Raw genomic sequence first — 13,887 nt, forward strand, 5'->3', positions numbered from 1 at the left:
GCACCGTCGGGTGCGCCGTGGTCGGCTCGTCGTGCCGGAGGAGTCGCATGCGACGGCGCCGTGTTACCCGCCGCACGACCGGTTGCGCCGGATGGCGTCGCTGGGTGGCTCGTCGTGGCCGCTGCCTTGCCGCGGCCGGACAGTGCGCGACGGCGCGCCAGCGCAGCCTCGCGCCCGTTCGATTGTGAATTCGCTTTGCTTGCCATGGTCGTCCCCGTTAAGCCTGACCCCGTCGCGATTCGTGCCCGGTCATTCGGACGCAGCGCGGCCCGTTCCTCGCGTGCATCGAGGTTGCCGCCCGCAAGATGCTGAAAGACTGCGTAGCCCAAGATCGCAGCGACTCATGCCACCGGCGCCGGCCGTGCAGCGGGCCGGCGCGGCCTTCCCCACCGTCAAGCGCGGCCTTCGAAGACCACGAAGCAGGCGCCTTGACTCTGGGTGTAATTGTCATAGCCGGTGACCCGCACATGGTGAGTCGGATAGGCGCGGTGGCATGCCTCCAGTTCACCGACGACGTGATTGAGATCGACTTCACCGAAGAAGGGCAGCTTCCACATGGTCCAGTAGTGGTTCATCGCACCGCTGGGATGCACATGCTCGATGCCTGGCGTCCAGCCTTGAGCGAGGATATAGGCGATCTGATCGTAGATCTCCTCTTGGGTCATCGGCGGCAAGAAGCCGAAGGTCTCCAGGGTTTGCCGGGTTTGGTAGTCACCCATGGTGTTTTGAAATGGCATGGCGGTTGCTCCTGTTTTCCACGGTATGACGGGTCGTGACCGTCTGGTTCGATGGCTGGAACCCGGCTGGGGGCCAGGTCCCAGTCTCGGATCATTTCGAGACGTCGAGTTTGTCGACGGTATCGAATTCGAACTTGATCTCCTTCCAGGTCTCCATCGCCGTCGCCAGTTCCGGGCTGTGTTTGGCCGCTTCGGTGAGGACCTCGCGGGCCTCCTTCTCTACCTCGCGCCCCTCGTTGCGGGCCTTGACGCAGGCCTCGAGGGCGACCCGGTTGGCCGCTGCACCGGCCGCGTTGCCCCACGGGTGACCCTGGGTGCCGCCGCCGAACTGCAACACCGAATCATCCCCGAAGATGGTTACCAGGGCCGGCATGTGCCAGACGTGGATCCCGCCGGACGCAACGGCGAAGACACCCGGCATCGAGCCCCAGTCCTGATCGAAGAAGATGCCGCGGGAGCGATCCTCGGGGATGAAGGATTCGCGCAGCAGATCGACGAACCCGAGCGTCGAACCGCGGTCGCCCTCGAGCTTGCCGACGACGGTCCCGGTGTGCAGGTGGTCACCGCCCGATAGACGCAGGCACTTGGCCAGGACCCGGAAATGGATGCCATGCTTCGGATGACGGTCGATGACCGCGTGCATCGCCCGGTGGATATGCAGCAGGATGCCGTTCTTGCGGCACCATTTGGCGAGGCCGGTATTGGCCGTGAAACCGCCGGTCAGGAAGTCGTGCATGATGATCGGTTGACCGAGTTCCTTCGCGAACTCGGCGCGCTCGTACATCTGCTCGGGGTCCGGGGCGGTGACATTCAGATAATGGCCTTTGCGTTCGCCGGTCTCGGCTTGGGACGCGGCGACGGCCTCGGCGACGAACTCGAAGCGATTCTGCCAGCGCATGAAAGGCTGGGAATTGACGTTCTCGTCATCCTTCGTGAAATCGAGCCCGCCGCGCAGGCATTCGTAGACCGCCCGACCGTAGTTCTTCGCGGACAGACCGAGCTTGGGCTTGATGGTACAGCCCAACAGTGGTCGCCCGTACTTGTTCATCTTGTCGCGCTCGACCTGGATACCGTTCGGCGGCCCCATGCAGGTCTTGACGTAGGCGATCGGAAAACGGATGTCCTCGAGACGCAGGTGGCGCAACGCCTTGAAGCCGAACACGTTGCCGACCAACGAGGTGAGGACGTTGACGATGGAGCCTTCCTCGAACAGGTCGATCGGGTAGGCCACGAACGCGTAAAAGGACTCCTTGTCGCCGGGCACGTCCTCGATCCGGTAGGCGCGACCCTTGTAGTACTCGAGATCCGTCAGCAATTCGGACCACACGGTACTCCAGGTGCCGGTCGAGGATTCGGCGGCCACCGCCGCGGCAACCTCCTCGCGCGGCACGCCGGGCTGGCCGGTGACCTTGAAGCAGGCCAGAAGATCCGTGTCGAGGGGGACATAATCCGGCGTCCAGTACATCTCCCGGTATTCTTTCACACCGGCGTCGTAGGTCTTTACGCTCATGGTCTGCTCCTGTGGTCTGTGCCCTGTCCGCCTCTGCGAGGGAGGCCGTTTCGAAGTCTGTCCGGCAACTTTATAGCAAGAATTTGTATTGAACAAAATCGATTGTTTCTATCTGTCGTATTATTTATGGTCTATGTATCTCCCCGGATCGAGGGGCTATGCTGCGACTTTTCATAGATGATATTCGATCAATATCTTAGAAAAGTTCGATTATTGTTTAAGGTGCTCCGTAACGATACTGCTTGTCAGGACCAAGCCGGGGGACGACTGCATGCGCGTTTTCAACGAGATCCGTTTCGATAATCTCCGCGGAGACCTGTTGGGCGGCGTCACGGCCGCCGTCGTGGCCTTGCCGATGGCCCTCGCGTTCGGCGTCGCATCCGGCGCGGGCCCGGAGGCCGGCCTTTACGGCGCCGTCCTGATCGGTCTCTTCGCCGCCTTTTTCGGCGGCACTCCGACGCTGATCTCGGAACCCACCGGACCCATGACCGTGGTCTTCACGGCGGTCATCGCGTCCTTGATCGCGGCCAACCCCGAGCAAGGGATGGCCATGGCCTTCACGGTCGTCATGTTGACCGGCGTCTTTCAGATGGCCTTCGGTGCGATGAAGCTGGGCCGTTACGTGACCATGATGCCCTTCACGGTGATCTCTGGGTTCATGTCCGGCATCGGGCTGATCCTGATCATCCTGCAGTTGCCGGGGCTATTGGGCCATGAGTCGCCCGGCGGTGGAGTCCTGGGCACCTTGCAGGCGCTTCCGGATCTCGTTCGCGCGATCAATCCCTGGGAAGCCCTGTTGGCTGGCTTTACCCTGACGATCCTATTTTTTATGCCCACGCGGATCAAGCGGGTTCTACCGCCGCAATTGCTCGCGCTGGTGATCGGCACGCTGATCGTCGCCTTTTGGCTTGCTGATCGCGACGTGCGCGTGATCGGCGAAATCGCTACCGGTTGGCCGTCTCTACAGATCCCCGTGTTCAGCGCGGAACAATGGCAGATCATCGTCATCGATGCCTTGGTCCTGGCGCTGCTCGGCTCGGTCGACGCCTTGTTGACGTCGGTCATCGCTGGCAGCTTGACCCGCAAGACCGCCGACTCCGACAAGGAGCTCGTGGGCCAGGGTCTGGGCAATTTGGCCTCCGGTCTCTTTGGTGGCCTTCCCGGTGCCGGGGCGACGATGGGCACGGTGGTCAATATCCAGGCCGGCGGTCGCAGTGCCCTGTCGGGCCTCGTTCGAGCCGCCTTGCTGGCCGTCGTCGTGATCTGGGCCGGTGCCCTGACGGCCAATATCCCGCTCGCGGTGCTCGCCGGTATCGCGGTCAAGGTTGGCATCGACATCATCGATTGGCGCTTCCTGCGCCGCGCGCATCGGGTGTCGGTCAAAGGGGCGCTGATCATGTGGGGCGTGATCATGACGACGGTCTTCGTCGATCTGATCACGGCCGTTGCCATCGGTCTGTTCGTCGCGAATATCTTGACGATCCGGCGCCTGGCCGATGTGCAAGCCGAATGGGTGTGCACCTTGCCGGCGCGGCGCAAGCGCGACGAGGGATACTGCGCCGAGCTGACATGCGAGGAGCGCGGTCTGTTGGCAAAGGGGCGGGGCCGTTTGAAGATGCTGCACCTGAGCGGGCCGATGGTCTTCGGCGCGGCGGCGGCGATCAATCGCCATGGGGCCAAGCTCGAAGGTGCCGAGGCCGTTATCATCGATCTGAGTCGCGTTCCGCACCTCGGCGTGACGACCGCGGTCGCCATCGAAGCCGCGATTCGCGAACAGGTCGCGAAAGGGGTCGGGGTCTTCATCGCGGGTGTGCATGGTCAGCCGCGCGAGCGGCTCGCGCATCTGGGCCTGCTGAAACAGATCCCGCCGGCGCGTTGGATACAGGACCGCGACGCGGCCTTGCGTGCGGCGTTGGAGGTCATCGGCACCGAGGAGAACGGTGCCCGTGAATCGAACGGGGAGGAGTGATACGGGCTGCCTGGAGCCCGCCGGGCGATCGGTGACCGGCGTGCCTGAGAGGTCCCAGGCACGCCAGGGGGGAAGTGACCGAGTGCTTCGGTGGTCGCGAGGGCGGATCAATCCTCGCTGCGTGTGAAGGCCTCGCGGAGCTGTTTCTGCACGTTGGCCGGCACCGACTCGTAATGGCTGAGCTCGATGCCGTAGGTGCCGGCACCGCCGGTCAGCGATTTCAGCCGCGACTCGTACCCGTCGAGCTCGGCCAACGGTACCTCGCCGTCGATGACGACGCGCCCATCGCTCTTGGATTCGCTGCCGCTGATGCGGCCGCGGCGGCTCGACAGATCACCGGCGAGGTCCCCCATCGCGCTGTTGTGGGCCGTGATCCGAATCTTGACGATCGGCTCCAGGATCACCGGTTTGGCCTGTTCGATGGCATCCAGAAAGGCCTTGCGTCCGGCGGTCACGAAGGCGATCTCCTTCGAGTCGACCGGATGATGCTTGCCATCGTAGACGGACACCCGGATGTCCTGCAGCGGGAACCCGGCGATGGCCCCTTCGTCCAGGACCTGGCGAATGCCTTTTTCGATCGAAGGGATGAACTGCCCTGGAATCGAGCCACCGACGGTGGCGTCGATGAACTCGAATCCGGCACCGCGTTCGAGCGGCTCGACCCGTAAAAAGACCTCGCCGAACTGACCAGCACCCCCGGTCTGCTTCTTGTGGCGATGGTGCCCCTCGGCCGGTGCCGAGATGGTCTCCCGATACGGGATGCTCGGCGGTTTCGTGTCGACATCGACATGGAACTGCTCGGACAGGCGTTTCAGCAGCACCCGCAGGTGTTGTTCGCCGAGGCCGCGCATCACCGTCTCGTTCGCCGAGGCGTTGTGCTCGATATGCAGGCAAGGATCCTCGGCCTGGAGCTTATGGAGCGCGTCGGTCAGTTTCTGCTCATCGCCACGTTTGACCGGCCTGATCGCGAGTCCGTACAGCGGCACCGGGCATTCGATCGACTTCAGATGATGGTGATCCTCGTCGTGAGAGTCGTGGAGCACCGCGTCGAAATGGATCTCATCGATCCGCGACACCGCCAGGATGTCGCCCGGTACCCCTTCGGCGACCTCGATCTGCTCGGCCCCGTGCAGGCGATAGAGGCGGTTCACCTTGAACGGTTTGCGGGCATCGCCGACGAAGAGTTGCGAGTCCGGCGTGATGCGCCCTTGGTGGATGCGGAAGATGCCCAGTTTGCCGCGAAACGGGTCGTTGATGACCTTGAAGACATGGGCGATCGCGTGCCGATTCGGATCGGGAAGCACCTCGACCGGGATCATCTTCGCGCCTTCACCCTTCATGAAGGGCGGCGGATTGCCTTCCGCTGGGTTCGGCATCAGCCTGACCAGGATGTTCAGCAATTCCGGGATGCCGGCACCGGTCTGTGCCGAGACGTAGCAAATCGGAATCAGATGCGCCTCGCGCAGGGCCGCCTCGAAGGGGTCGTGCAGCTGCTCGGGTTTCAACTCCTGGCCCTGCTCGAGGTAGAGCTCCATCAACTCCTCGTCGACCTCGACGACTTGGTCGATGATCTGACTGTGGGCCTCCGCGACCGACGAAAAGTCGGCTTGTTCGTCACTTGGCTCGAAGAAGCAGTCGATGACGCGGCGACCCTTGTCGGCGGGCAGGTTGATCGGTAGACACTCCGGACCGAAGGTCTCGCGAATCTGGTCGGTCAAGCCCGCCAGATCGACCTCGGGCGCGTCGATCTGGTTGATGATGATCATGCGACACAGGTTGCGTCGATCCACGGCCTTCATCATTCGCTGCGTGATCGGCTCGATGCCGGCCTGGGCGTTGATGACCAGGGCCGCGGTCTCGACGGCGGTCAACACCGAGATGGCGCGGCCGAGGAAGTCGGGGGCCCCGGGCGTGTCGATCAGGTTGATGTGCTTGCCGTCGGCATCGAGACTCGTGATGGCCGTGTCGAGCGAATGCCGGAGTTCTTTCTCGAGCGGATCGAAATCGCACACCGTCGTGCCCTTCTCGATCGACCCCGGTGCCGGAATCACCCCAGCGGTGGCCAACAGGGTCTCGGTCAGCGTCGTCTTGCCCGCCCCCGAATGGCCGACCAGGGCAATATTGCGGACGTCCTCGGCGTTGTAGTCTGGCATGAGTGAAACCTTGCTCTTCCGATCAATGGGCCAGGCGCGGCGCGCCCATCCAGGTTGGTGGTCGCGGGGTATTTCACTATATCGTAACCCATCGCGCCACCCCGTCGGCCTGCGGCCGCATTGATCTGGCTCGCGCGCCGACCGGGCGACCTCTTCGCGCGTGACGTATCAGCGGGAGAGGGACGATCCGTCGGAGGATCCAGGAGCGAGGCAGCCCGCCGCCCCGATGACGCGGTGCCAGCGAGCCGATATACGACGCCGCGCTAGTCGCGTCTGCCGACCTTGGGTATGGGCAGGCCCAGCCGTTCGGCACGGGTCGCAGCGAGCAGCCCTTGGAGCAGGACGGTCGGCGTCGGTGGGCAACCAGGGATCTTGATGTCGACCGGGATGACGTTCTCGACGGCGCCGCAACTCGCGTAGGAGATGCCGAACTCGCCGCCGTCGCACGCGCAGGTGCCGGCGGCGATAACCAGTTTGGGCGCCGGCGTGGCTCGCCAAGTGCGGCGCAGCGCCGTCTCCATGTGCCGCGCGACCGGTCCGGTCACCAGCAGGGCATCGGCATGGCGCGGTGAGGCGACGAAGTGGACCCCGAAGCGCTCGAGGTCGTAGTAGGGGTTGTTCAACGCATGGAGTTCCAGTTCGCATCCATTGCAAGAGCCAGCATCGACATGGCGGATCGCGAGGCTGCCGTTGAGCCGCGCCTTCAGCACGCGCCGCAGCGCGATGCCGAGGGTCTCGACCGTGGTGGCCCCGGCATCGGGGGGTGTCTCGGTGACGCAACCCTGGCTCAGGGCCAACCGGAGGATACGAAACATGGTGCCTCCTACAGATCCACGCCGGAATAGGAGCCATTGACGGATTTGTTGCAGACCGGAAAGTCCGGGACGATGTTGCCATGGATCAAACGCTCCAGCGCCAGCCATGTGAACCAACTCGGATCGCGCGGGAAGAAGCGCGCGATCCGACCGGCCTCATCGAGACGGACGTAGGTCAGGATGTCGCCGCGCCAGCCCTCGATCGCCCCGAGCCCCACGCCAGCGCGAAGCGGCTGCGGGGCTGGCGCGAACCAGGTCCCGTCGGGCAGGCCGTCGAGCAATTGATCGAGCAGCGTCAGGCTCTGACGGATCTCGTCCATCCTCACGCGCACCCGCGCGGCGACGTCCCCTGTGGTCTGCACCACGACCGTCACGTTCAGCGTGTCGTAGGGCGGGTAGGGGTGGTCATGGCGCAGATCGCTGGCCTGACCGCTCGCCTTGCCGACATAGCCGGTGCAGCCGAGGGCGCGGGCCGTGTCGGGATCGAGGCGGCCCGTGGTCTGCAGGCGATCATCGAGGGACGGGTGATCGCCGATGATGTCGAAGAGCGGGATCAGCCCTTGGCGCAAGGTGTCGTGATCGGTCCGCAAAGCCTCCGCCGCGGCCGGTGGCAGATCGACGGCCAGGCCACCGGGGACGATGCGGTCCATCAACAGCCGATGCCCGAAGACCGCGTCGCTGCGCCGTTGCCACAGCTCCCGCCAGCGGGCGCACTGCTGGTGGGCGAAAGCGAAGCCGACATCGTTGCAGATCGCACCGATATCGCCCAGATGGTTGGCGATGCGCTCGCGTTCGGCAAGGATCCCGCGCAGCGCCAGCGCGCGCGGCGGGACCGGCCACCCCAGGGCCTGCTCGATGGCCTGGCAGGCGGCCCAGGCATGGGCGACCGTGCTGTCGCCGGAGACCCGCCCGGCGAGCCGCGCGAGCCCGGCGGGGTCGCGGCCAACGGCGAGCCTTTCGACCCCCTTGTGGACGTAACCGAGCCGCGCCTCGAGCCGTAGCACGTCCTCGCCGGCCACCTGGAAACGAAAATGCCCCGGCTCGATGATGCCGGCATGGACCGGACCAACCGGAATCTCGACGACCCCGCTGCCGAGGATTGGAGCGAACGGGTAGTCGCTATCGGCCGGCGTACGGCGCGCAGCCAGATCGGTCAAAGGGACGTCCGAGCGCAACGGCTGGACATCCTCGCGCCAGGCCTGATGCCGGGTCCAGCGGCGTGGGTCAGGATGGTCGGTGAATCGAAGGCCGAGCAGGTCCCGGGCGTGCCGTTCGAGCCGATCCGCGCCGACGAACCAGCGGGCGTGCGACGCCAGCACGGGTCGCGCCGTTGGTACCTCGGTCTGGAGCAGCAGGTGATCGCCGCCCTGGACGAGGCACGCCTGAACGCTGATCCGGTCGGCCTCGGGATCGCCCCACAATCCGGCCCAGCGTAGTCCGGATGCGGCGGCGATGTGTGCCGCGAGATCCCAGTTCTCCGGGGGCAGCCGCAACCGGTAGGTCGGACCCAGCGCCTCGGGGCGGCCATCACGGGGTAGCGCCTGCTCTTCTTCGAGGCGGGCCAGGAAGTCCGGCAGCCAGGCGAAGCGGCTCATAGCAACGGAACTCCGGTGATCAAGGTGGCGGCCTGATCGAGCCAGCGGGCCAGGAAATCGGGGATTGCGAGCCCCAGCCACAGGACCAGTCCCAGGTGGATCACGACCGGCAGCATGTTCGCCGGCACCCGGTGCTGGCCCTCTGGCGCCGGTCCATAGACCATCGGATGCAGGTGGCGGAAGAGGCCGGCGAATGCGATGGCCAGTCCCGTCAGCAGCACGCCGGCGAACCAGGGCTGGGCCTGCATGGTCGCGGTCAGGAGCAGGAACTCACTGGTGAAGATGCCGAACGGCGGAAACCCAGCGATCGCCGCCACGCCGATCAGCAGCGACCAGCCAATGGCCGGTTGGGTGCGGATCAGGCCGCGGATGTGGTCGATCGACTGGGTGCCGGCGAGATGGGTCGCATGACCGACGGTGATGAAGATCGCTGACTTGGTCAGTGAATGGACCAGCATGTGCAGTAGGGCGCCGAAGGTCGCCAGCGGACCGCCGACGCCGAACGCGAAGGTCATCAGCCCCATGTGTTCGATCGACGAGTAGCTGAACAAGCGTTTGATATCGCGCTGGCGGTGCAGGAACAGCACGGCCACCAGGAACGACACCAGGCCGAATCCCATCAGCAGCTGGCCGGCCAGATGGGGATTGTCGGTGGCCGCCAGCGAGCCGTCGACGAGCATCTTGAGCCGGACCACCGCGTAGAGGGCGACGTTCAGCAGCAATCCGGAGAGCACGGCCGAGACCGGGGTTGGTCCCTCGGAATGGGCGTCCGGCAACCACTGGTGCATCGGTACCAGACCCACCTTGGTGCCATAGCCGACCAGCAGAAAGACGAACGCCAGTGCCATTACGTCCGGATGCAGACGATCGGCGACCGTTAAGAGTGCGCTCCAGGTCAGCCCGGCGGTGGGATCGGCCAGGACGTGTTGGGCCGTGTAATAGACGAGCACGGTACCGAACAGGGCCAGCGCGATCCCAACGCCGCAGAGGATGAAGTATTTCCAGGCCGCCTCGATCGCCTCCGGCGTCCGGTAGAGGGATACCAGGAGCACGGTGGCTAGGGTCGCGCCCTCGACCGCGACCCAGAGGACGCCGAGGTTGTCGGTCGTCAAGGCGAGCAGCATCGTGAACAGGAACACCTGATACATCGCGTGGTACAGGCGCAGCCGGCCGGGTCCGACGCGGCCCTGCGCGCAGACGTGCAGCATGTACGGTCGCGAGAAGACCGCCGTGGTCAGGCCGACGAAGGTTGTCAAGACGACCAGGTAGACGTTGAAGGCGTCGACACGCAGGCCGAAGCCAATGATCTCGTCAGTGCCGGCGATCTGCCAGGCCAGGACCGCCGAAGCGCCGAACGAGACGGCGCTGGTCGCGATGTTAAGCCAGCCGGCCGCCTGCGGGGCACGGAGCAGGGCCAGTGCGACGGCCCCGGCCAACGGGGCCAGCAAGACCGTGAGAAGCGCGGTCATGGGCCTTCCTCGGGCGTTTCGGTCAGCCGGTTCAGCCGATCGACGTCGAGCGAATCGATGCTGTCGCGGATCTGGAAGAAGAAGATCCCGAACAACACCATCGCGACCAGCACGTCGAAGGCGACGCCGAGCTCGACGATCAGCGGCATGCCGCCGGTCGCCGAGACGGCGGCGAGAAACAGGCCGTTCTCGATCGACATGAATCCCAGAACCTGGGCGACGGCCTGCTGGCGGAGGACCATCATCAGGAGGCCGATCAACACCACGGCGAGGCTGATCGCGACCAGGTTGCGCGTGAAGGTCAGATCCTGCTCGACCATCGGCAGCACGAGCCAATAGCTGAAGATCACGAGCGCCACGGCGGCCATGATCGCGAGCGCCGGTCGCCGCAGCGACTCGGTCTCGCGCTCGATTCGCAGTCGGCGCGTCAGCCGGTGCAGCATCCAGGGGATCAGCAGCGCCTTCAGTACCAGCGTCAGCAGGGCCGAGAAATACAGGTGCGATGACTGTTCGGCCAAGGCCACGACCAGGGTCACGGCGGCGACCAGACCCCCCTGCCACGCGAAGGCATGGATCGCCGAAACCAGGCGGGCCTGGGCCAGCAATACGAACGACGAAAAGAGCACGAAGGCCGCAAGCAGCAGCAGCCATTGCTGAAGGATCGGAACTTGCGCCAGCATCAGGTCCCCACCTCCAGGATCACGTGGATCAGCAAGCCGAGGAGCGCGAGCAGCAACGCCAGGTTCAGGTAGTCGGGCACGCGAAAGAGCCGCATCTTGGCCAGCACCGTCTCGGCGATGGCCAATGCGGCGCCGAGCAGGGCCAGCTTAACGACGATCGCGACCAGGCCGAGCGTTAGGCCGGTCACCGACAGATCGGTGGCGATACCCCAGGGGACGAAAAGGTTGGCGATCAGCGCACCATAGAGGAGCAGCTTGATCTGCGCCGCCCACTCCATCAGCGCGAGGTGGCGGCCCGAGTACTCGAGAATCATCGCCTCGTGGACCATCGTCAGCTCGAGATGCGTAGACGGATTGTCGACCGGGATTCGCCCGGTCTCGGCGATCGCCAACAGTAACAATCCGCCCAGCGCGAACAGGAACGATGGCCGCACGATGATGTCGGCCGCAAGTTGGTAGTCGATGACGCTGGCCAGGTTCGTGCTGTGCGCGGTCATCGCCAACGTGAAGATCGCCACCAGCAATGCCGGCTCCGCCAAGGCCGCGATCAGCATCTCGCGTGACGCCCCCTGGCCCCCGAACGCGGTCCCGACGTCCATGCCGGCCAACGCCAGGAAGACGCGGGCGAGCGCCAGGAGTCCGACCAGCACGATCATGTCCGCGATCGCGGCCGTCGGAAGGTTCACGACGACCAGTGGCACGATGGCCGCGGCCAGCCAGGTCGCGGCGAACACGAGATAGGGCGCGAGTCGGAAGAGCGGCGATGCGGTGTGCGCGACCCGCGCTTCCTTCGCGAACAGCTTGTAGAGGTCGCGATAGGCTTGCCATACCGAGGGACCGCGGCGGTTCTGCAGGCGTGCCTTGATCAGGCGGACCCAGCCGACGAGCCAGGGTGCCAGCGCGGCGCACAGGAACCCCTGCGCGATGACCAATGCCCAGGGCCAGGGTGTCACGAGATCAGCCATAAGAGCACCAACAGGGTCGCCAGGGTCCAGCCGAGGTAGGCGCGCACATGGCCAGATTGCAAGTGGCTGACGCGGCGCGCTGCCGCCTCGACGGACCGCGCGATGGGCCGATATAGGAGATCCCAGGTCCGGTCGACCGCTTGCAGCCGGTAGCGCAACCGGCCGTCCTCCTGCTGCTCGACGGACTCGTCGATCCGAAACAGCGGGGCGAAGACGCGGCGCAGCGGGTGAGCGAAGGCTGTCGCGCTGTACTGCATGCGCGGCGACGGCGGCGCCAGACCGCAATCCCAGGCGTCGCAACGGCGGATTCGTCCGACCGATCCCCATTGCAAGCCCCAGAACACCAGTGTCACCAGAAGGACGAGGACCAGTAACACCAGTGGCGCGCTATAACTCGCGGTCTCGGCCGAGACCGGCGTGAACCATAGCCAGCCCCGATCTGTCATCGGCGGCAACCCTTGTCCAAGCAATTGAATCGCGATCGGCTCGATCAACCCGATGACCAGCGTCGGCAGGACGCCGAGCGCGAGACATGTGAAGGCCAGCAGGCCGAGCGCGAGGCGCATCGTCACCGGTTCGGGGCGAGCGCGCCGGACGTGGCGGCTCCGCGCCTGACCGAGAAAGGCGATCCCGAAGGCCTTCACGAAGCAGGCCGCGACCAGCGCCGCCGTCAGGGCGAGCACGGCGGCGGCGATCGGGATCAGCGTGCGCAGGACCCCGCTCTCCAATTGCCAGGCCTGAAGCGCCACCTGAAAGGTCAGCCATTCCGAGACGAAGCCGTTGAACGGCGGCAACGCCGCGATCGAGAGGCTGCCGACCAAGAAAAACCAGCCCGTCCAGGGCATGCGTCGCAGCAGCCCGCCCATCTGTTCCAGATCGCGCTCGTGCGTGCTGTGTAGGATCGCTCCGGCACCGAGGAACAGCAGGCCCTTGAATACCGCATGATTGAGCGTGTGATAGAGGGCGGCAATCAACGCCAGGGTGCCGGGCAACGAGTGACCCCCGGCATAAAAGAGCAATGACAGGCCGAGCGCGACGAAGATGACGCCGAGATTCTCGACCGAGGAGTAGGCGAGCAGGCGCTTCAGATCGGTCTGCACCAGCGCGTAGAGGATACCCACCAAGGCCGACAGGCTGCCGAGGATCAGCACCACGACACCCCATTGCCACTGCAAGTCGCCGACCAGATCGAAGACGACGCGAATGAAGCCGTAGACCGCGACCTTGAGCATCACCGCCGACATCAACGCCGAGATATGCGACGGTGCCGCCGGGTGCGCCTCCGGCAACCAGGCATGCAGCGGCACCAGGCCGGCCTTTAGGCCAAAACCGAGCAGGGCAAGCGTGAAGGCCAGGCTGGCCCAGAGCGGGGTCAGTTCCGCGACGCGCAGGCTCCCGAAATCAAAAGCGCCACCGAAGGCCGCCAGCACGCCAAAACCCAACAAGATCGTCAGGCCACTCAGATGCGCCATCAGCAGATACAGGAAGGCCGCGCGCCGGTTGGCGGCCTGGTCATGCTGGAAGGCGACCAGGAAATACGAGGAGAGCGACATCAGTTCCCAGGACACCAGGAACAGGAAGGCATCGGCGGCCAGGACCACCAATAACATGCCAGTGAGGAACAGGCCGGTGAAGCCGCCCAACACCGCAACCGAATCGCGCCCATGTTCGAGGCTGCGCGCGTAACCGACGCCATAGCAGCCGACCGCGACCGTGACGATGCCGATCACGACCAGGAAGAAGCCGGCCAACGGGTCGATCGCGATGTGCCAGGGCAGCCAGGGCAGTCCTAGCGGCAGTTGTGTCGTGGCCGTCCCCGCTACGATCAGCGCGCCGAGCCCGGCCGCCAGGGCGGCGAGGCCAGCGACCCCGAGCAATGGCATCGCCAGGAGGCGCAGCAGCGCCGGTCGCCAACTGGCGGCCAACGCGACGGCCGCCGAACCGAGCGCGCAGAAGATGGCGCTCATCGCGAGCGCGAGGGCCGTAGACATGGT

10 protein-coding genes are annotated in these 13,887 nt (G+C 65.2%); 1 reads left to right on the forward strand and 9 read right to left on the reverse strand.

The window, feature by feature from the left end; translation table 11 throughout:
- Window positions 1-392: 392 nt before the first annotated feature.
- Together ABC977_RS12340 and ABC977_RS12345 are read right to left on the reverse strand one after the other, a co-directional pair.
- Window positions 393-737 carry a ribulose bisphosphate carboxylase small subunit gene (locus ABC977_RS12340; RefSeq protein ID WP_369667568.1) on the reverse strand — a complete coding sequence of 115 codons (345 nt, stop codon included), beginning with the start codon at window positions 735-737 and terminating at the stop codon, window positions 393-395.
- Between the two features lie 91 nt (window positions 738-828).
- Complete coding sequence (locus ABC977_RS12345) at window positions 829-2,247, reverse strand: form I ribulose bisphosphate carboxylase large subunit (RefSeq protein ID WP_369667569.1); 1,419 nt, start codon at window positions 2,245-2,247, stop codon at window positions 829-831.
- A 271-nt stretch (window positions 2,248-2,518) separates the two neighbouring features.
- On the opposite strand from ABC977_RS12345, the gene ABC977_RS12350 reads away from it, so the two are divergent.
- Complete coding sequence (locus tag ABC977_RS12350) at window positions 2,519-4,216, forward strand: SulP family inorganic anion transporter (RefSeq protein WP_369667570.1); 1,698 nt, start codon at window positions 2,519-2,521, stop codon at window positions 4,214-4,216.
- Window positions 4,217-4,323: 107 nt separating this feature from the next.
- Here ABC977_RS12350 and fusA read toward each other — a convergent pair whose 3' ends face one another.
- From fusA to hyfB, 7 genes are all read right to left on the reverse strand, one after another.
- Window positions 4,324-6,369, reverse strand: coding sequence for an elongation factor G (gene fusA, locus ABC977_RS12355; RefSeq protein WP_369667571.1), 2,046 nt, complete (start codon window positions 6,367-6,369; stop codon window positions 4,324-4,326).
- Window positions 6,370-6,632: 263 nt separating this feature from the next.
- Complete coding sequence (locus ABC977_RS12360; RefSeq protein ID WP_369667572.1) at window positions 6,633-7,184, reverse strand: NADH-quinone oxidoreductase subunit B family protein; 552 nt, start codon at window positions 7,182-7,184, stop codon at window positions 6,633-6,635.
- A gap of 8 nt (window positions 7,185-7,192) precedes the next feature.
- On the reverse strand, window positions 7,193-8,779 hold the full coding sequence (locus ABC977_RS12365; RefSeq protein WP_369667573.1) for a hydrogenase large subunit: 1,587 nt from the start codon (window positions 8,777-8,779) through the stop codon (window positions 7,193-7,195).
- The gene (locus ABC977_RS12370) at window positions 8,776-10,248 is read right to left on the reverse strand and encodes a hydrogenase 4 subunit F (RefSeq protein WP_369667574.1); all 1,473 of its coding nucleotides are present in this window, start codon (window positions 10,246-10,248) and stop codon (window positions 8,776-8,778) included. Before ABC977_RS12370 ends, ABC977_RS12365 begins: the two co-directional genes overlap by 4 nt.
- The gene (locus ABC977_RS12375; protein WP_439849188.1) at window positions 10,245-10,928 is read right to left on the reverse strand and encodes a formate hydrogenlyase; all 684 of its coding nucleotides are present in this window, start codon (window positions 10,926-10,928) and stop codon (window positions 10,245-10,247) included. Before ABC977_RS12375 ends, ABC977_RS12370 begins: the two co-directional genes overlap by 4 nt.
- Window positions 10,928-11,893 (reverse strand): respiratory chain complex I subunit 1 family protein, encoded by a 966-nt coding sequence (locus ABC977_RS12380; protein WP_369667575.1) that lies wholly within the window; start codon window positions 11,891-11,893, stop codon window positions 10,928-10,930. The genes ABC977_RS12375 and ABC977_RS12380 overlap by 1 nt, the downstream gene beginning before the upstream one ends.
- A complete protein-coding gene (gene hyfB / locus ABC977_RS12385; protein WP_369667625.1) occupies window positions 11,878-13,884 on the reverse strand; it encodes a hydrogenase 4 subunit B in 2,007 nt (668 codons plus the stop codon). The genes ABC977_RS12380 and hyfB overlap by 16 nt, the downstream gene beginning before the upstream one ends.
- Window positions 13,885-13,887: the final 3 nt, after the last annotated feature.

Source organism: Thioalkalicoccus limnaeus (assembly GCF_041197575.1).
Taxonomy (GTDB): domain Bacteria; phylum Pseudomonadota; class Gammaproteobacteria; order Chromatiales; family Chromatiaceae; genus Thioalkalicoccus; species Thioalkalicoccus limnaeus.